The sequence below is a fragment of the Segatella sp. genome, from assembly GCF_977051555.1.
This window is the reverse complement of record NZ_CDRSSE010000016.1, coordinates 23,965-44,581: the sequence shown is the minus strand read 5'-3', so window position 1 is coordinate 44,581 and position 20,617 is coordinate 23,965. Positions and strand designations below refer to the sequence as shown.

General features: G+C 47.5%; 11 protein-coding genes. 4 read left to right on the top strand and 7 right to left on the bottom strand.

Annotated features, from left to right (window positions below; translation table 11 throughout):
• Positions 1 to 70 precede the first annotated feature (70 nt).
• Positions 71 to 2,845, bottom strand: a complete 2,775-nt coding sequence (locus tag ACWJAO_RS05830; RefSeq protein ID WP_449139580.1) for a two-component regulator propeller domain-containing protein — start codon at positions 2,843 to 2,845, stop codon at positions 71 to 73.
• Between the two features lie 210 nt (positions 2,846 to 3,055).
• Between ACWJAO_RS05830 and ACWJAO_RS05825 the strand changes: the two genes are divergently transcribed.
• Both ACWJAO_RS05825 and ACWJAO_RS05820 read left to right on the top strand, forming a co-directional pair.
• Positions 3,056 to 8,005, top strand: coding sequence for an acetylxylan esterase (locus ACWJAO_RS05825; RefSeq protein ID WP_449139579.1), 4,950 nt, complete (start codon positions 3,056 to 3,058; stop codon positions 8,003 to 8,005).
• A 32-nt stretch (positions 8,006 to 8,037) separates the two neighbouring features.
• Positions 8,038 to 8,214 (top strand): hypothetical protein, encoded by a 177-nt coding sequence (locus ACWJAO_RS05820; protein ID WP_449139578.1) that lies wholly within the window; start codon positions 8,038 to 8,040, stop codon positions 8,212 to 8,214.
• A gap of 130 nt (positions 8,215 to 8,344) precedes the next feature.
• Here the strand turns inward: ACWJAO_RS05820 and ACWJAO_RS05815 are convergent, their stop codons facing one another.
• Together ACWJAO_RS05815 and ACWJAO_RS05810 are read right to left on the bottom strand one after the other, a co-directional pair.
• Entirely contained in the window at positions 8,345 to 10,507 is a 2,163-nt protein-coding gene (locus ACWJAO_RS05815; RefSeq protein ID WP_449139577.1) for an alpha/beta fold hydrolase, read from the bottom strand.
• A 47-nt stretch (positions 10,508 to 10,554) separates the two neighbouring features.
• The gene (locus ACWJAO_RS05810; RefSeq protein WP_449139576.1) at positions 10,555 to 11,838 is read right to left on the bottom strand and encodes an O-acetylhomoserine aminocarboxypropyltransferase/cysteine synthase family protein; all 1,284 of its coding nucleotides are present in this window, start codon (positions 11,836 to 11,838) and stop codon (positions 10,555 to 10,557) included.
• Positions 11,839 to 12,037: 199 nt separating this feature from the next.
• On the opposite strand from ACWJAO_RS05810, the gene ACWJAO_RS05805 reads away from it, so the two are divergent.
• Positions 12,038 to 13,501 (top strand): DUF1846 domain-containing protein, encoded by a 1,464-nt coding sequence (locus tag ACWJAO_RS05805; RefSeq protein WP_449139575.1) that lies wholly within the window; start codon positions 12,038 to 12,040, stop codon positions 13,499 to 13,501.
• 79 nt (positions 13,502 to 13,580) lie between these two features.
• On the opposite strand, the gene ACWJAO_RS05800 is transcribed toward ACWJAO_RS05805, so the two are convergent.
• The 3 genes from ACWJAO_RS05800 to ACWJAO_RS05790 all read right to left on the bottom strand — a co-directional run bounded on the left by ACWJAO_RS05800 (position 13,581) and on the right by ACWJAO_RS05790 (position 17,703).
• Entirely contained in the window at positions 13,581 to 13,934 is a 354-nt protein-coding gene (locus ACWJAO_RS05800) for a type II toxin-antitoxin system HicB family antitoxin (RefSeq protein WP_117727056.1), read from the bottom strand.
• A 171-nt stretch (positions 13,935 to 14,105) separates the two neighbouring features.
• Complete coding sequence (gene yidC, locus ACWJAO_RS05795; protein WP_449139574.1) at positions 14,106 to 16,043, bottom strand: membrane protein insertase YidC; 1,938 nt, start codon at positions 16,041 to 16,043, stop codon at positions 14,106 to 14,108.
• 55 nt (positions 16,044 to 16,098) lie between these two features.
• Positions 16,099 to 17,703, bottom strand: coding sequence for a CTP synthase (locus tag ACWJAO_RS05790; protein ID WP_449139573.1), 1,605 nt, complete (start codon positions 17,701 to 17,703; stop codon positions 16,099 to 16,101).
• Between the two features lie 138 nt (positions 17,704 to 17,841).
• Between ACWJAO_RS05790 and ACWJAO_RS05785 the strand changes: the two genes are divergently transcribed.
• The gene (locus ACWJAO_RS05785; protein WP_449139572.1) at positions 17,842 to 19,125 is read left to right on the top strand and encodes a DUF3078 domain-containing protein; all 1,284 of its coding nucleotides are present in this window, start codon (positions 17,842 to 17,844) and stop codon (positions 19,123 to 19,125) included.
• 298 nt (positions 19,126 to 19,423) lie between these two features.
• Here ACWJAO_RS05785 and ACWJAO_RS05780 read toward each other — a convergent pair whose 3' ends face one another.
• Positions 19,424 to 20,593, bottom strand: coding sequence for a porin (locus ACWJAO_RS05780; RefSeq protein WP_449139571.1), 1,170 nt, complete (start codon positions 20,591 to 20,593; stop codon positions 19,424 to 19,426).
• Between the last annotated feature and the right edge of the window lie 24 nt (positions 20,594 to 20,617).

Below are 20,617 nucleotides of genomic sequence, written 5' to 3'. Positions count from 1 at the left end.
AGGTAACAGGCGCATGACCTGTTACCTCGTTTTTATTAGTATTGGCTTTTTACCAATATCCTGTTTTCCTTTATTTCTTCTTGTATTGCGAAGGCAGGCAGCCGTATTCTTCCTTAAAGAATTTGGCGAACTGCTTGGGTGATAAACCTATATTATAGGCAATCTCTGAGATGGAGAGGTCGCCGTTTTGAAGATAGGCGAGGCCATGTTTAAGGCGGATGGCTCGCATAAATTCCAGTGGCGACTTGCCCGTGGTAGCCATCAGCTTCTTGTAGAGTGCGCTTCGGCTCAAGTTCATCTCTTCGCTGAAGTTTTCAACGCTGAACTCAGAATCTGATAAGTGCTGTTCTATGAGGGTTGTTGCCTTGGCTATCCAAGCATCTTCCTGCTTTCTTGTAATATCTTCCTGTTTTAGAGAAACATCATTCCCATCCTCATTCTCTTGCGCCACCGAAAGCTCCGGAGCGGATAGGGAGGCGTATGCTTCTTTCCTGGTATTCCTCCTTTTCCTTACTTGCCAGAAGATAAGAACAAGAAGTAGGACATAGAGCATGAAAGCTTTTCCTGACAGCCAGATAGGGGGCAGAACGTTTAACGATAGGGTAGCTATTGTATCATCATTGCCATCAAGGGCTTTTACTTGCAGGGTATGCTTGCCCCATGACAGTTGTACCAGTTGGATGCAATTTCCATCAGCCAGTTTCCAGTCTTCCTCCTCGTCCAAACGGTAAGTAAACTTTAGAGGTGCCGCATGTGTATAATCCAGTGTTGATACAAACAGTTTGATATTATCGTTATGCTTGAATTCCAGTCTCTGAGATTTGCTTGAAGGAAAAGGCATCACTTTATCGTTGACTTGCAATTCTGTGAACACCACATTTCTGGTTTTCATGCTTTCTTCCAGAAGAGAAGGGGTTAGGCGGATGTATTTGCCACAGCCTCCTGCCAGGATGTCTCCGTTGTTGGTACAGTAGATTGCCTTCTTGCAGAAGGTGATGTCGCCCAATCCGTCGCTATTCACAAACTTTCTGAGATGGAAAATGTAATTGCCTTTTTCGTTCTTGGCTACTCTTATATTGAAGAGAGCTTTGTTTGTGGTAATCCATATCTCACCCTGTTGATCGCCCGTGATGGCAAGAACATTGTTCAGTTCTTCGTTCCTGCCGAAGGTCTTGAGCAGCCGGAAGTGGGCATCATATATTCTTACGTCTTCGTTGGTGCATACCCATCTCAGTTTTCTGTTGTCTGCATATAGGGCATTGATGTTGGCTGTTTGCAGTTCCATAACGGGTACTTCTTTCAGCTGCTTCTGGGCATTGAGGATATACATACCTGTACTGGTGGCTATCAGCATGATATCTTCCTGTTCAGTGTAGACCAAATCGGTGATGGCATTGGTGCGCAAGATGGAGTTATGGAAAGTATAGTTCTTGAATCTGCCTTGTGGTGTAATGCAACACAGACCACTCATTACACCACCTATCCAAAAGTTACCTTCCTTATCCTGTATTATGCGTCGGACATATTTCAGCTGGACATGTTCTTGCCAGATGGGACGTATCTGTGCATCGGGTGTAAGCTGGTAGATGCTTCCACCATAGGTGCCCAGGTAGATGTTCCTGTCGTTGGCAATTCTGCCACCTATTACCTGATTGCTCAAGAGCTTGCTGTTTCCCGTTTGATAAAGTTTGCCGTTGGTTTCACAGTAGAGCCCATTACCATCGTAGCCTATCCATAGCTTGCCCATGGCATCCTGGCATAGGAAACCGATGTCCTCATTGAATGGAGTTGGAATAACGGAGATGCTGGTGTTGTTGAGATTTGTATAGGCAATGCCCACCTTTGAGCTACCTATCCAAGCCATGTTCTCGTCATCGATAAGGATGGTGCTAATATGGTTGCTCGTGAGGGGATAGAGGGCGTTCTCATTTCGAGTGATACGTTTAGCGTTTCCATCATCTTGACGGATGATGATGCCTGAACTGTTGGTGCCAATCCATAGGTTGCCATGTCGGTCTTCTGCCAGGGCGCTGACGTTTTCATCGCAGATTTTCTCCAATGTTATCGGTGATGATTTCTTCTCTCGTTCTGTTTTTGAGGAATTCTTGCCAATATGCAGACGGTACAGACCATTTATGTATTGGTCGTATGTCCAGATATTACCTTGGATGTCTTGATATATTCTGAGATTCTTCGCTTTGGCTTGTATAGGATAGGTTGCCAGGAGAAAAGCATTTTTTTGCTTCACGTTGACGCGATAGATACGTCCCTTGCTGGTTTGTGCGTATGCTACGCCTTCACGGCAAGTTACCGAGTTGATGGGTTCGGAAAGTTTCATTTGATAGAGACGGTTCTCATCGTATATATAATAATATAAGGTGTTGCCGGAGATGTACCATAGGTTTTTGTCCTGGTCAATGATGACTCTGCCTCCTGTATCCTTCTTCGGGTTGTGATGGCTAATCTTGATTCCTAAACGAGCCAGGATTTCGTTGGCATTATCTTGCATACAGTCTTTGTCAGGATTGTAGCAGAAGATATGGTGGTCGTATGTGGTAACCCAAATCTGGGATGACTTGTCTTGTGCAACCTCGATGATATTTGCATTCTTTTTTCCATCTTTCTGGGTGAGCGTATAGCTTCTGTTGTGGAAACCATCGTATCGGGAAAGCCCATTGAGGGTTCCAAACCAAAGGTAGCCCTGCTGGTCTTTCATGATGGAACGCACGTAATTATCGCTCAATCCAGACTGGATGTCGATGGAGCGGAAACTATATTGTGCCTGCGCACGGGTGGTCGACAATAATAAGATTGCGAAAACGAAAAGATATTTTAGTTTTTTCATACTGCAAAGATAGTGAGATTATTTGAAAATTCCAAATCAAGAAGGTGGAAAATGCGAGAATCGGGTGCCGAAATGTGTATTTTATATTCCCAAATGTGTATTTCACCATTTGGGAAAGCATCAAAACCATTTCAGGACAGTACTTTGCCCGATTCGACTTATCTTTGCATCCGTAATCAATTAACAACTAAAAAGTAAACAATTTTAAACATGAAAAGGTATTTCTTATTGCTCCTCTACCTGTTTATATATATAGGATTGAGAGCGGGAACCGTTGAGGTGAAGTCTAACCTCTGGACTGGAACCCAAGAGATGGGAGACTGGAAAAAGTGGGTCACCATCGAGTCTTCCAATTTCAAGGATGCCGAGGTAGGCAATGTGCTCTCGGTGGATGTTTCACAAATCTCTGACGCTTCGGCACAGATGATGCTTAACAACAGCGCATGGGAGGCGATGGCTGGAACCAGCAGCAAGAGCATTAGCAGTGCTCCTTGCGAGATTAAGTGGGAGATAACCGCCGAGATGCTCGCCGAACTGAAGAGCGGTGGCGTTATCGTAAAGGGTGCCAGTTATACTGCCACCAGTATCGACCTGATTAAGCAGGTTCAGACCAGTGATGCAGAAAAGGGAAATCCTGTAACCAATGTCTGGACTGGCAACAAGACCATCGACTGGTCTCCGGGTGTACAGAACGGTTGGCAGGTATTGGATAAATCATTCTTTGCCCATGTAAAGGTAGGCGATAAGTTGCGCTTCAACTATTCTAATCTTGCCATGGGTGCCCAAGGTCATATTTCTACAGGTGACTGGAAGGACATGCCTGATGGCTCAGCTTACAATAACTTGACATCAAGCTATTTCGAATATACTGTTACTACAGATATGTTGGCTAAATTGCAGGACAGCGGCTGTATCGTAAATGGTATCGGTTTTGTGCTGACCAGCGTAGAAGCCATCGACCCAACACAGATTCCTTCGCTCAACTGCCAGGTAGAGAAGGCCGACATCAAGTGCTGGGAGAAAGGCGAGACTCCTGTTATCAGAGTCAACGTACAGAGCATCGAGAGCAAGGATCAGGAAGTTACAGTGAAGGCGGTGGTTCGTACGGATGATTATAAGGAGTTCAAGACTTATAATCAGACTGTAACTGTTGCATCTGGTGAAACCAAGACTGTAACCATTAAGTTGACAGATTTGAAGCCTGGCTTCTATCATGCTGTAGTAACCGCCAACTATGGCGAGTTGAGCGATTTCAACATCGGCTACGACCCAACAAGTATCGTTTCAGCTCCCGATGCACAGAGCGACTTCATGGAGTTCTGGGACAAGGCTAAGGCAGATTTGGCAAAGGTGGCTCCTGAATATAAGCTCACCAAGATTGACTCTAAGTCAACCAGTAAGCGTAATGTTTATCTCGTAGAGATGAACTCAATAGATGATGGTGACGGCAATCCTGTAACCATCCGTGGCTATTATGCAGAGCCAGTGGCAGCAGGTACTTATCCTGTCATCATCACCCAGAACGGTTATGACAGCGATGCAAAAATCCCAGCCCTTAACTTCTGTCCTAATGGCGATCAGAACAGCGACTGGATTGAGTTGAACCTCTCTGTTCGCGGTCAGGTAATCAACAATCGTGGTGAGAATACGAACAAGTACGGCGACTGGTTTAGCTACAACTTCGGCAACAAGGACACCTATTATTATAGAGGTGCCTATATGGATGTAATTCGCGGCATCGACTTCATCGCCTCTCGCGAGAAGGCTCAGCAGGACAACATCTTCATGATGGGTGGAAGCCAGGGTGGTGCTCTCACCATAGCAGGTGCAGCCCTCGACAACCGCATCAAGGCTATCGCTCCATCTATCCAGTTTATGGGCGACTTCCCTGATTACTTCAAGGTAGGCGCATGGCCAGCATCTAGAGCCAAGGAGCAGCAGAAAGCAAAGAATCTGAGCGATGAGGATATGTATAAGTTCCTCTCATACTTCGACACCAAGAACCTGGCTCCATACATTACTTGTCCTGTTTCTACAGCGATGGGCTTGCAAGACCCGGTTTGTCCTCCTCATACCAATTTCGCCCCTTACAACAACCTGAAGGTGGAGGATAAGCAGTATGTAGTGAATGGCGACTGCAAGCATCAGACACCAAGCACTTGGTACAACGAGTGTCTTGACTTCTTCAAGAAGCATATCACCGACAATAAGGAATATGTTACCGTCAATCTGAACGTATGGAAGGGTGATGTTTCTGTGGATAGCTGGAGTGTTTATCAGAAGATAGAAGCAGACAAGTTTGCCAATGCAGCGGTAGGCGATGAGTTGGAAATTACCATTCCTAGCCTCAATGGTAGCAACCATCAGTTGTTCCTGCAGAATGGCAACTGGAAGACTTTGGCTGGAGTAGATGAAAAGTATACTATCTCAAAGGCTCCTTATACCTTCAAGGCAACTATCACAAAAGAGATGCTTGCTGAATTGCAGGACAAGGGTATTGTTGTTAAGGGAATCGGCTACGATCTTTCAAGCGTAGACATTAAGCACAAGGTAGCCAAGGGCGACTCTGAGAACAAGGGCAATGCCTATACTCCTCTCTGGACTGGTTCTGAGGTTATCAGCTGGGATCCGGTAAGCGGTAATTCTGTATTCGTAAAGGCTGCAGAACTCACTGATAAGTTGGCAAATGCCAAGGCTGGCGATAAGCTCCGCATGAGCTATTCCGGTTTGGGATTCGGCACAGCACAGGGCAAGATTCTTGCCAACTGGACTGCTCTTACCGGTTTGCAGACTGCCAAATTCTCTGGCGGTAGCTACTTTGAATATACGCTGACTGATGAATGGCTGACTGCCATTAAGAAGGATGGACTTCGTGTAAGCGGTACAGGATTTACATTGAACAGCATCGAACTGGTTTCCCCAGAAAAGGAATACACCATCTTCGCCAAGAATGATGATGATGACATCAAGGCTTGGGAAGCTGGTGAGACTCCAAAGCTCGGTATGACTATAACCAATGTAGAGAGCGTGGAAGTAACCGTGCCTTATAAGGTGACACTGATGAAGGATATGGTGGATGACGATACTCAGACACACAGCATCTATCAGACCTACTCTCAGAATGTAACGCTGGCTGCCGGAGAGACCAAGCATGTGGATCTGGTATTCGACAAATTGACAGAGCCTGGATTCTACAAGATGATAGCCAATGTAAACCATAATGATGTATGTTCTTACAACATCGGTTACGACCCTAAGAATGTGCCTGTAAAGGCTACTACTCCTAGCGACTTCTGGAGCTATTGGCAGGAAGGTCTCGACGAGTTGGCTGCAACAGATGCAAAAATCGAGATGGAGGAATTGAAAGATAAGAGTACCGACAAGCGCAAGGTTTATCTTGTAACCATGAAGTCGGTAGCTGATAGCAAGAATGGTACTCCTGTAACCATCCGTGGTTATTATGCAGAGCCAGTGGCTGAGGGCAAGTATCCTACAGTCATCTACTATCAGGGAACAGACGGAGGTTCTGGTACTCCATGGTGCATGAACGCTAATGACAATGCAGACTACTGCGAGTTCATCCTCTCTACCCGTGGACAGATGCTCAACAACCGTGAGCCAAATATCGCAGACAATGTATATGGACGTGACGCGAAGACAGGCAAGACCGATTACTATTCATACGGCTGGGGCGACAAGGAGAAGCACTATTATCGTGGCGCTTATCTCGACTGTGTAAGAGCCATCGACTTTGTGAAGACACGTGCTAAGGTGGATGAAAAGAATCTCTATGCTGCCGGTGGCAGCCAGGGTGGTTGCTTCACTTATGTAGCCGAAGGCTTGACTGGAGCATTCAGAGCCATTGCTCCTTCTATCACAGGTCATGCAGACTTTGAGGAAGGTATGAAGATTGTGAACTGGCCTCGTGCCAACTTCCTGGCTGCAGCAGAAAAGCTCGGTATGACAACAGAGCAGATGAACGAGTTCAACGCCTACTACGATGTAATGAACTTCTCAGAGCACGTAACCTGTCCGGTTATCTCTTGCTTCAGCTTGCAGGATACTACAGATCCTACACGTACCAACCTCGCTCCATTCAACCTGCTCAATAAGGTAAAGGCAGAGGATAAGGTTTACATCATCAACCCATTCCTGGGTCATGCAACACCAGCCGATTGGGGTACTAAGTACATGGAGTTCTTCAAGAAGTACTATTCTAAGTATGATAACCAGGGCTTTGTTCCTGTAACAGGTTTCATTGATGCAGCTAAGGCTGAAGAACTGAAGCTGCAGGAAGGCGTAGCCTTCGATTTGACCGATGCCACCCTTGCCGATGGCGTCAATGAGGTAAATTTTAAGAATCCCAACGCCCTCATCCTGGTGAAGGGTGCGGTAAATGAAGGAGTAGCTACCCCGGAAGTCGCTTTGAACAGCAACAGGAACCTGGTGGTTAAGGGCACAGATGATAACTATTATGCAGTGAAGCAGTTGGAGATTGCAGACCAGAATCCTGTTTATCGTGCATCTCTTGTCAAGACGGGAACAGCTGGTTACAAGTACACCCGTTCTTTGGCAGCCAACACATTTGCGACCCTCTATTTGCCTTGTGCAATAGAGGTGCCTGCAGGCTGCAAGGCTTACGGTTTTGCCAAGTCAGAGGGTAACACCATCATTCTGAAGGAAGTTGCTTCCCTGGCTGTCCATACTCCCTACATCCTGCATAATGGCAATGCTGAGACTGCCGAATTGGTTTGCACAGGCACTGGCGATATGGACTTCACTGCAGAAGATACAGATGAGTTATTCGGCAATCTGAGTGTTCACGGCACATTCAATTACTTCAATGGTGATGGCAGTATAAAGTATGGTATTCAGAAAGCTCAGGGTGAAAACCTCAACCTGAAGAAGGTGGGCACTGGAGCCGTCGTTCCTCCATTCCGTGTGTACTTCACCATTCCTGAGTCAAGCAATGCCAAGGCTTATAGCTTGCACCTGGGTGGAGGAACAACAGGTATCAATGGGGTAAATGCTGCTGAGGCAGTACATACTTGTGACATCTATTCTATTGATGGAAAACTGGTAAAGGCTGGTGCCGCTAGAGTAGAAGGACTTGCCAAAGGTATCTATATTGTCAATGGTAAAAAGCTGTTAGTGAAGTAATATTTGAGAACAATCTTTTAAAAGAAAACATCATGAAGAAACAAGTATATATAAAACCTGAGATTCAGGTTGTTGAATTAGAATCGCAGGGTGCTCTTCTTGCCGGCAGTACCGGTGGTGGAAGCAATACTCCTGGCATCACCAGAGATGAGGGCGGAAGCATAGATGAGGGCTATGTTGATGCCCGACCAAGATATGATATATGGTAGTTTATATATTAGTTTATGTTTGTAGGTTCACTTTTGACCGACTTCTACATTCTGGTAGAAGCTTAAGACATTTAATCACAACGATAAAGGGAATCCGTGAGGACTCCCTTTTTCTATTTTCTTTAACTGTTTATTTCTTCAACCACTTATCTAACCAGCCGAAGAAGGTGCGCTGCCAGAGCACGCCATTCTGTGGCTTCAATACCCAGTGGTTCTCATCAGGATAGATGAGGAGTTCGGCTGGGATGCCACGCATGCGGGCTGCATTGAAGGCGCCCATGCCCTGGTTGGCATTGATACGGTAATCCTTTTCGCCGTGGATGCAGAGGATAGGAGTATCCCACTTGTCTACAAACTTATGAGGACTGTTCTCGTAAGTCTTCTTGGCATTCGCTGTCTGGTCCTTGTTCCAGTAAGCATCCTCGTATTCCCAGTTAGAGAACCAAGCCTCCTCGGTATCGGTATACATGCTCTCCAGATTGAAAGCACCGTCGTGAGAAAGGAATGCTTTGAAACGCTTATTGTGATGACCGGCGAGATAGTATACAGAGAAACCACCGAAGCTGGCACCTACACAACCCAGACGATCCTTGTCTACGTAAGGAAGATTGTTGGCAGCATCATCAATAGCTGAAAGATAATCGTTCATGCACTGGCCTGTCCAGTCGCCAGAAATCTCTTCGTTCCATGCGCTTCCGAAACCAGGGAGACCGCGACGGTTTGGCAATACGATGACATAACCGTTGGCAGCCATGATCTGGATGTTCCAGCGGTAGCTCCAGAACTGGCTTACCGGACTCTGAGGACCACCCTCGCAGAAGAGAAGGGTAGGATACTTCTTGTTGGCATCGAAATTAGATGGCAACATGATCCATACCAGCATCTGCTTGCCGTCGGTAGTCTTTACCCAGCGCTGCTCACACTTACCCAGGTTCAACTGGTTCAGAATATGGTCGTTCTCGCGGGTAATCTGCTCTACCTTGGTACTCTTGGCATCCTTGCCTGGAGTTACGATGTAGATATCAGTAGGGTGGCTCATGCTTGCCTTGGTAGCGAGAAGCTTGTTGCCGTTGTTGGCAAGCGAGATGCTTCCGTAGTCAGCCCACTCGTTGGTAATCTGCTTTACTTCGCCCTTGAAGTTAGCCTGATAGAGGTTCAGGGTTCCGTGCCATACACCGATGAAGCTGAGGCTCTTGTTGTCCTTGTTCCATACGAAGCCCTCTACGCTGGAATCAAACTTGTCTGATACATAGTTCTTCTTGCCGGTAGCGAGTTCGTAAACACAGAGGCGGTTGCGGTCGCTCTCATAGCCATCGCGAGCCATGCTCTGCCAAGCGATGTACTTACCGTCTGCAGAGAACTGAGGGTTCACGTCGTAACCCGGATTGTTCTTCAGATTTTCAGGTGCGTTGACAGCTTGGTTCTTCATGCTCTTTGTAGCATCAATCTTAGGCTCCACATAGCCAGCCTCCTTGCAGAGGTTCTTTGTCTCGCGCGTACCTATATTATATAGGTAGATATCAGAGTCGGTAGAGATGGCATACTGAACGCCCTCTTTCTTGCGGCAGGTGTAGGCAATGGTCTTGGAATCCGGGCTCCATGCTAACTGCTCGATGCCACCGAATGGAGCCATAGGGCACTCGAATGGCTCATCCTTCAGGATGTCTTCGCCTGCGTTGATGGTACCGTCGGCAGCTACATCAGCCACGAATGGGTGGAGAAGGCTCTCTACGTAGTGGTCCCAGTGGCGATAGTTCATATCAGTTACGAGACGGCCGGTTGCCAGAGGGAGATCAGAAGGATTCTCCTTGATGGTTCCGTGGTAAGGGAGTTCCTTGATGAGGATGACCTTCTTGCCGTCAGGAGAGAAGCGGAAACCCTGGATGCCCAACTTGTCGTTGGTGAGCTGCTTGCGGTCGGTTCCGTCTGGGTTCATGCTCCAGAGCTGTCCGTCGCGGATGAAGGCAATCTTCTGTCCGCCCTGAATCCATGCCGCATCTGTTTCGCTCTTGGCATCGGTGGTCAATGCCTTCTGGTTCTTGCCGTTGGCATCCATGATGAAGAGCATCTGGTGGCCCTTGTTTTCCTTTACACTGTAGTAACCCACCTGGTACACCACCTGCTTGCCGTTAGGCGAAGCTTCGGCGCCACCGATACGACCCATAGCCCAGAGAGCTTCAGGAGTCATCAGGTGGTTTTCTACCTTGATGTCATTTTTCTGAATCATAGTCTGTGCATCAGCTGCTGTGCCCATCGTGAGAGCCGCAGCAGCTAAAATCATAGCTTTAATCATGTTTCTAATTTTCTGTTATAATGTTGCTTTGATGTTATTTTGTTATCTTAAATCTTGTCCAAAGCCTGCTTGATATCATCGAGGATGTCTTCTACATCTTCGATACCTACGGAGAGGCGAATCAGGTCTGGTGCAACACCAGCTTCCTTCAGCTGCTCTTCGCTGAGCTGGCGATGGGTGTGACTGGCTGGATGGAGTACACAGGTGCGGGCATCGGCTACATGGGTTACGATGTTGATCATGTCGAGAGAATCCATAAACTTGATGGCTGTCTCGCGATCGCCCTTCAATCCGAAGGCGATAACGCCACAGGTGCCGTTTGGCATATACTTCTGGGCAAGCGCATGATACTCATCGCCCTCCAGACCGCTATAATGAACCCAAGCCACGCGCTCATCGTTCTGCAGGAACTCTGCTACCTTCTGGGCATTGGCACAATGCTGGCGCATACGGAGGTGGAGACTCTGAAGACCGAGGTTGAGGATGAACGAATTCATTGGGGCTGGGATGCTGCCGAGATCGCGCATCAGCTGAGCCACGAGTTTGGTGGTGTAGCCCATCTTGCCGAAAGCCTTCACGTAGGTCAGACCATGGTAGCTGTCATCTGGTGTGCAGAGACCTGGGAACTTATCAGCATGAGCCATCCAGTCGAAGTTGCCGCTGTCTACAACCACGCCACCTACCTGTGAAGCGGTACCATCCATATACTTGGTTGTACTGTGGGTAACGATGTCGGCACCCCATTCGAATGGGCGGCAGTTGATAGGCGTAGCGAAGGTGTTGTCAACGATGAGAGGCACCCCATTCTTGTGAGCGATGCGTGCAAACTTCTCGATGTCGAGAACTGCGCAGCTCGGGTTGCTGATGGTTTCGCCGAAAACAACCTTGGTGTTAGGGCGGAAAGCCTTCTGGATTTCTTCTTCGCTATCGTTCGGATTCACGAAAGTACACTCGATGCCGAGTTTCTTCAGGGTTACGCCGAAGAGATTGAAGGTACCACCATAAATCTCATTAGATGTAACGATATGGTCGCCCGCTTCGCAGATGTTGAATACTGCATAGAAGTTGGCAGCCTGACCGCTGCTGGTCAGCACGGCTCCCACGCCACCCTCGAGTTCGGCAATCTTCTTAGCCACAACATCGTTGGTAGGGTTCTGGAGACGGGTGTAGAAGTAGCCTTCCTTCTTCAGGTCGAAGAGCATAGCCATCTCCTCAGAGTTGTCATACTTGAAAGTGGTGCTTTGATAAATTGGCACTTCAATCGGTTCGCCGTTCTTTGGCTCATAGCCTCCCTGCACGCAGATAGAGGCGGTACGTAAATTCTTTTTCATTTGTCGGTTATTGTTTTCTTTTAAACTTCATGTTTTTGCGATATGACATGTTATGCTGCCCATTGCAAGATGCAAAGATACGGCAAATCCTTGAGAATTAAGAATAATTTGCGTAAAACATTGTTCTGTAGCCAGTTTTTTTTGTACTTTTGCAGTCAAATTTGCAAAATAATAGCGATATAGTTTTATTTAAAGTAGTATGAAGATAGGTTTCGATAACGAGAAGTACCTGAAGATTCAGTCAGAACACATCAAGGAAAGAATCTCACAGTTTGACGGAAAGCTTTACCTCGAATTAGGCGGTAAACTTTTTGACGATCATCATGCCAGCAGAGTTTTGCCGGGTTTTCAGCCTGACAGCAAACTGTGCATGTTCCAGAAAATCAGCGATAGCATTGAGATTGTTATCGTGATTAGTGCAGCCGATATAGAGAAGAACAAGAAGCGTGCCGACTTGGGCATTACTTACGATGAGGACGTACTGCGTCTTCGTGGTGAGTTCCAAAACCGTGGTTTCATGGTGGGTTCTGTTGTCATCACTCATTATAATGGCCAGCCTGCAGCCATCGCCTTCAAACAGCGTCTGGAGCGCGAGGGCATCAAGACTTACTGCCATTATCTCATCGAGGGCTATCCTCATAACGTGAGTCTGATTGCCTCTGACGAGGGATTCGGTCAGAACGATTATGTTGAGACTGAGCGTCCTCTGGTTATTGTTACTGCGCCGGGTCCTGGTAGCGGTAAGATGGCGGTTTGTCTGAGTCAGCTTTATAATGAGAACAAGCGCGGGGTGCGTGCCGGCTATGCCAAGTTTGAAACATTCCCTGTTTGGAATCTCCCATTGAAGCATCCGGTAAACATCGCATACGAGGCTGCTACTGCCGATCTGAACGATGTGAACATGATTGACCCGTTCCATCTGGAGGCTTACAACAAGATAGCCATCAACTATAACCGTGATGTAGAGATTTATCCTGTGCTTAATGCGCTGTTCGAGGGCATCTATGGCAGCAATCCATACAAGTCGCCTACGGATATGGGTGTGAACATGGTAGGTTTCTGTATCTCTGATGATGAGGCTTGCTGCGAGGCTTCCAAGAACGAGATTGTCCGCCGTTACTATGCGGCTACCAACAAGATGGCGGCTGGCGCTTGCAATGATGATGAAATCAACAAGATTCAGATGCTCTTCAATCAGGCTAAGATTACTACTGATTACCGCAAGGTGACAGTAGCTGCCAAGAATCATAAGAAGGAGACCGGACATACTTCTTCTGCCATTGAGTTGGAGGATGGTACCATCATCTGCGGTCATAGCAGCGAGTTGTTGGGCTGTAGTGCAGCCTTGCTCCTGAATGTTACCAAGCAGTTGGCAGGCATCGACCATGATTTGAAGTTGATTCCTCAGTCGATGATTGAGCCTATCCAGCATACCAAGGTGAATTATCTCGGTGGTCACAATCCTCGTCTTCATACCGATGAGGTTCTCGTGGCCCTCTCTGTTCTTTCAGAGAATGATGAGAACTGCAGAAAGGCATTGGAGCAGTTACCTAAGCTTCGCGGCTGTCAGGCTCACTGCACCGTGATGCTGAGCGATGTAGACCAGAAGATTTTCAAGAAACTCGGAGTGGATATTACCTGCGAGCCGGTATTGAAGAAGTAAATTCTTTTCAAATAAAATACCCCCGAAAAGGTGTAATTAATAATGTTGCTTGATTAATTATACCTTTTCGGGGGTAATGTTATGCGTTTGTGGCTGGAGTTACTCCTGTCACATTAGCTAGCGTATCACGGATAAAACCATTGATGGTTGTTCCTGCTTGCATTGCCATCATCGCAATACGACTATGGATTTCAGGAGTGATGCGGATATTTAAGTTGCCACTATAAGGTACACGAGGTGCCTTTCCATTGGCTTTACATAAGGCAAGATAATCATCTATTGCGCCTTCAAAATCCTTGCGTAATTCATTAACGTCTTGACCTTCGTAGGTAATCATATCCTTGCTCATTCCGAGAACCTTACCATATAGGCAATTGTCCTCCTCACTATAATCTACGCTACCCGTATAACCTTTATATTTTAATAATCCCATATTCTGTTCCTCCTATGTATTTGACTGTAAATGTAACTAAAAATAGTTACACTACCAAGTTTTTGGGGCTTTTTAACTATCTTTTCTGGCTTTAAGTATGTAATCATATAAAAAAAGCGTAATGAACACCTTTTAGGGTAATCCATTACGCTCTTATTTATCTAGTAATCTTTATTTTCCGAGATTATTCTTTTTCTCGTTCAGTTCTGCCTGCTTGCGCATCATTTCAGCCTGCTGCTGGCGCTGCATCTCCTGGAGGGCCTGCATTCTTGCCATCAGGCCGCTTGCCTTCTTAGGGTTGTTCTTGTTCTCCTGGTAGCGCTTCTCAAGGATGGCGAGGAGCTTCTCGTCGTCGGTAGTCTTGCGCAGAGTCCACATGATTGCGGCACTGAAGAACAATGAGATGAAGTAGTAGAAGTTCAGACCGGCTGAGTAGTCATTGAACATGAAGAAGAACATCAATGGCATGAGATACATCATCCACTGCATCATCTTCATCTGCTCTGCCTGCTGACCTACCATCTGGTCGCGCTGCTGACGCATGGTCATCCAAGAGTACAACAGGTTGGCTACACAGAACAGGATACAGGTCAAACTCAAGTGGTCGCCAATCAGCCAGATGTTGGTGTTCCATTCGAAGATTGGGTCGAAGGTACTCAAGTCGTTCATCCACAGGAACTTCTCACCACGAAGCTGGATGGCATTAGGCACGAAGTTGAACATCGCAACCCAAACCGGCATCTGAATCAGCATTGGCAAGCATCCTGACAATGGGCTTACACCATACTTGGCATATTCCGCCATCATCGCCTGCTGCTTCTGCATCTGGTCTTCAGGTTTGTTATACTGAGCCGTAGCAGCTTCGAGTTTTGGTTTCAGCACGCGCATCTTGGCTGAACTCATGTAGCTCTTCTTCACCATAGGGTAGGTGATGAGCTTGAGGAGCAAGGTGATGAGAATCAATACGATACCCATAGGGAATATCTTGCTCAACCAGTCGAATACGTAGAGTGTGAAGAAACGGTTGATCCAACGGATGATAGGCCATCCCAGGTATACGAGCTTCTGGAATTCCAAGTCCTTGCCGAAGGTACTTTCCTTCTCGGTATTCTTCAGAATCTGGAAGTCGTTAGGACCGAAGTAGAACTCAAACTCAGATGCCTTCTTACCGGTTGGGTCGAAAGCTGTCTTCATCTTAGCCTGGAACTGCTTCAGGTAGCCCGAACCCTTCTCCTGAGGGATAGAGGTCATGAAAGCATCCTTCTCGAAGTTATCCTTTGCTACGATGATGGCAGAGAAGAACTGGTTCTTGAACGATACCCAGTCGATGGCTTCTTCTATCTTCTCGTCAATCTTCTCGCTACCTTCGTTGAGGTGGTCGGTACCGCCTTCTACATTATGGTAGGTGAGGGTAGTATAACGGTTCTCGAACATGAAACCACGTTCCTGCTGGCGTGCCTTGTCGCTCCAGTCAACATCCATCTTATTATAATTAGGTGAGAACAGACCCGCCATGCCCTGTGCCTGGAGGCTCATGTGCAGCATGTAGTCATCGCCCAATGTATAAGTCATGGTGAGCGTCTTGCCTTCACCAGCCACAGCGGTCAGGGTTACCGACTTGTCGGTCACGTTGGATGGAGTGAAGTAGAGATCGCTGGTGATGATGTTGGCTTCCTTCGCCTCGAGCATGAACTTGAGGCTCTGGTCGTTACCGTCGAAGAGGGTTACGTCCTTGGCATCAGCCGAACCGTCTTTCACCTGCAGGTTGTGTCCCACATAGCCTTTGATGACAGCCTTCTCTACAGTAGCACCCTTGGTGTTGAGTGTTAATTCTACCTTCTCGTTTTTCAATACAATCTTCTTAGCCTGGCCTTTGAGTGCCGAATAGAAGAGGGCGGTTGAGTCTGCCTCAACCTTTGCTTTGGCATTAGTCTGGCGCTTAACAGCGGCAGACTTGCTAGCCTTTTCCATCTCGGCATGTTTAGCCTTGGCGATGGAGTCCTGAACGAATGCCGCTCTCTGTTCTTCGGCAGATGGCTGGTTGTACCAGCTAAAGCCAATCAGCACTACGGCAATCAGGAGGAAACCGATAATGTTGTTCTTGTTCATTTTTAAAATTTGAAATTAAAGGAGTAAAGGGGATCACTCCTTTAACTCCTAATATTTACTTTTTGTTTTCTATTGCTGTCTTTACGAAATCCATGAACAGTGGATGTGGTTTCAGCACCGTACTCTGGTATTCCGGATGATACTGTGTACCTACGTACCACTTCAAGCCTGGGATTTCTACGATTTCTACCAGGTCACTCTCAGGGTTTCTGCCTACGCACATCATGCCGTTCTTCTCAAATTCCTTCTGGAACTCGTTGTTGAACTCATAGCGGTGGCGATGGCGTTCCTGAATATGCTCCTTCTTATAGATATTGAACACGCGTGAACCCTGTTTCAGCACACACTCGTAAGCACCGAGACGCATGGTTCCACCCATGTTTGATATGTTCTTCTGCTCCTCCATGATGTCGATGACATTGTGTGGAGTCTTCTCGTCCATCTCGCGTGAGTTGGCATCCTTGTAGCCCATTACGTTGCGGGCAAACTCGATAACCATCATCTGCATACCCAGGCAGATGCCGAAGGTAGGGATATCGTGGATGCGGGTATAGTGGGCGGCGATAATCTTGCCCTCGATGCCTCGCTGGCCGAAGCCTGGGCAGATGACGATACCGTCCTGACCCTTCAGCTGCTCAGCCACGTTCTCCTCTGTGAGATATTCTGAGTTGATGAAGGTAATCTTCACCTTGTGGTCGTTGTAGGTGCCGGCATGAGAGAGACTCTCGCGGATACTCTTGTAGGCATCCTGCAGGTCGTACTTGCCTACGAGACCGATGTTTACCACCTCTGTAGCCTTGTTTCTGCGGTCGAGGAAAGTTCTCCAAGGACCCAGCGCAGGCTTTTCGCCGATAGGTTCGCCCATCTTGCGGAGGATGGCTGTATCAAGGCCCTGGTTCTGCATGTTTACAGGCACCTCGTAGATGCTAGGAAGGTCTTCGCTCTGGATCACGCAGTCTAAATCTACGTTACAGAAGCTAGCCACCTTCTTCATGATTCCCTCTTCGAGATGTTTCTCGGTGCGGAGAATCAGAACATCAGGCTGAATACCTACGCTCTGCAGTTCCTTCACGGAGTGCTGGGTAGGCTTTGTCTTCAGCTCGCCTGCAGCTTTCAGATAAGGCACGTAGGTGAGGTGCACATTGACGGCGTTCTTGCCCAGCTCCCATTTCAGCTGTCGGATAGCTTCCATGTATGGGGCACTCTCGATGTCGCCGATGGTTCCGCCAATCTCGGTAATCACGAAGTCATAGTGATACTTCTTGCCGAGCAGCTTCACGTTGCGCTTGATCTCGTCGGTGATGTGAGGCACCACCTGGATGGTCTTGCCGAGATAATCGCCGCGACGTTCCTTGTCAATGACTGCCTTGTAGATACGACCAGTGGTGAGAGAATTCGCTTTCGTAGTTTGAATACCGGTGAATCGCTCGTAGTGTCCGAGGTCGAGGTCGGTCTCCATACCATCTACCGTTACGTAGCACTCACCATGCTCGTACGGGTTCAGTGTACCCGGGTCGATGTTGATGTATGGGTCAAACTTTTGGATAGTAATATTGTAACCTCTTGCTTGAAGAAGTTTACCGATGGATGAAGATATGATTCCTTTACCCAAAGAAGAAACCACACCACCAGTAACGAAGATGTACTTTGTTTCAGCCACGATGTTTATAATTTAAATTAGAATTATTTGGGTGCAAAGTTACGACATTTTTGTGAAATGAGCAAAAATATTTCTAATAAAGGGCATAGATTTATGAATTATTTATTACCTTTGTGCCCAAATTTATAAAATTAAGGTATGAAAATAAAATTTGGATTACTCGTTCTTGCGTTCCTTTCGGCTCTGACGCCTGTTTCTGCCCAGCGCAAATTGAAGAAGGTGGAGGCTGGAGAGGCATCGAAGAACAGGTTGGCTGAAATCTATGCCGATTCGCTCTTGAAGTGCCGTCAGCGCATCGATTCCATGAAGATGGATTCGAAGGATAGCAGATATGCTCAGCTCTTCACGCCGCTCACGTTCTATCATGGTCCGGCAGCACGCATGTTGCGACTCAAGCCTCAGGGTGGGGTGAAGGATTCGCTCGGAACGATGCTCGACCAGACGCTGATGGAGGTTTATCTCAAGCGTCCCGACCTGGTGCGCGATACAGAGACTCATCTCAAGGAGGTGGGGGCACCGCTGGCTGCGCAGAGCAAACCGAAGAAGAATCATCCGGACATCGTAGAGCAGGTGGCTCCGAAGGCGATTGAGGTGGATGCGGCTCCGATGGATATCATCATCACCCGTCCTAACTTCTGGACCATAGGTGGCGATTATTATCTCCAGTTCCTGCAAAATTATGTTTCTGACAACTGGTATAAGGGTGGTGAGAGTAATTATTCGGTGCTCGGAAGAGTGACTATGTTTGCCAACTACAATAACAAGCAGAAGGTAAAATGGGATAATAAAGTGGAGATGCGTCTGGGTTATCAGACTTCGAAGGGTGATACGGTTCATACGCTGAAGACGAGCGATGATATGATTCGATACACCGGAAAACTTGGTCTGCAGGCTTCCAAGAAGTGGTATTATACCATCCAGCTGATTGGTCAGACTCAGTTTACGCATGGTTACAAGAGTAACGATAAGACGGTTTATTCCGATTTCTTCTCGCCATTCAATCTGAACCTCTCTGTCGGTATGGATTATAATGTAGACTGGTTCCATCATCGCCTGAAGGGTAGTGCTCATCTGGCTCCTCTGGCTTTCAACTGGAAGTATGTGGGCAGAGCGGATCTGGCTACGCGATACGGACTGGATGAGGGTAAGCATGGCATGACCGATTACGGTTCTGAGTGTACCTTCGACCTGGCTTGGCAGATAGCGGATAATATCAAGTGGAAGACCCGTCTCTGGGGATACACCACTTACAAGCGTGCTGAAATAGAGTGGGAAAACACCATTACCTTCCAGTTTAACCGCTACATTTCTACCAACATCTTCCTCTATCCGCGTTTCGACGATGGTGTGAAGCGCAAGGACGACCAGAGCTACTGGCAGTTTAAGGAATTCATGTCAGTAGGTTTCTCTTATTCGTTCTAGGGTAAGTTTCCCCCACACGCTAAGATAGTTTGCCCCACACGCCCTGAAAGGGCAGAAGCTCCTAGCCCAGGGCAACACCCTGGGTTAAAACCCGCAATCAACAAAGTCGCCCTGTAAGGGCAAAAGCTTTCTAATATCTTTAAAGCTTTTGCCCTTACAGGGCGTTTTTGTATATGCCAATAATACCCAGGGCGCTGCCCAGGGCTAGGAGCTTCTGCCCTTTCAGGGCGTGTGGAGCAATCTTCCTTCTGCCCTTAACCTTTTTCCTTCGACCAATGGCCGTGGGTTCGGGGCGTGTTTAGAATCGGAAGCAAACCTCGGCATCTGCCATGGAGTAATTGTGCTTCGCGAGTGTCTTGTCGTTGATGAGTGCATACTCGGTAAGGATAGAGATACGCTTGCCGATGTGGAAGTTCAAACCAGCCTCATACTGGGTTCTCTGCATGTTGCTCTTGCCGTTAGGCTGATACATGTCGTAACGCGCCTTCACGTCGATACGGCTGTTCTTTGGCAGCTGAGCCAATGGGGCGATAACCAATCCATATACACCCTGTGCCTTGTTGCCGATTTTTGCATTCAGATTGCAGTCCTTGGCGTTGGCATCGTTGAAGTTGGTGATGCTCTTGTCAAAAGCCTTGCCGGTAGAGTGGATATACTCAGAACGTACGGTCCAGCCGTCTTTCTTGTATTCGAAGGAGAAGGCATAGCGGTTTTGGCTGAGCTTGCGAACGCCAGAGCGTTCCTGAATGTCGGCAGTATAGGAGGCATCATGCTCGTCGGTCCATGTTCCCTTTCTTGCATAAGAACCGGTCCATCCGAAGGCACCGATGCGCATGCCGCTTACTGGCATTACCCATACACCTCCGATGATGTTCTTCTGATTATCAACGTCCTTGGTATTGGTTCCCTGTCCGTTGAATACACCAATCTGATAGTGCAGCAGGTTTCTGCCGTTGGCATTCTTGAGGAAATCACCCTGGAACTGAAGACCGATGTCACGGCCGTTGGATGCGTGCTCTCCGGCACGGTCGCTGAAACCTGCCAGCTTGCTCACGTTCTGTGAATATCCCATGAAGCCCTGGTCGATAGGGTGCATCGGATTCTCAAAGGTGAATGGGTTCTTAAACTGACCAATCTTCACCTTGAAGTATTCATATTTCTGCCATTCAGCAAACAAATCCACCATTCTCGGACTGGAACCGAGGGTGGAGGTGTTGCCGTTGAACTGGATTTGAGTCTTCCAGTAGAAGTCGCCTGCAATGCGACCTTCGAGAGCGATACGCGCCATACGGATGTTGAATGAGTTGGATTCGGCATCTTTCTGTCCGCTGTACTGATACTGGGTCATTCCATAACCCGACAATTTCACGTTGCTCAACCATGCTGGTATTTCGATGGTCTGCTTCTTTTGGGCGCTGGCTGAGAGCGAAGCTACAGCCATGAGCGCCAGGATGATACTCTTTTTCATCTTTTTTCTATTTTGATTTCTAGG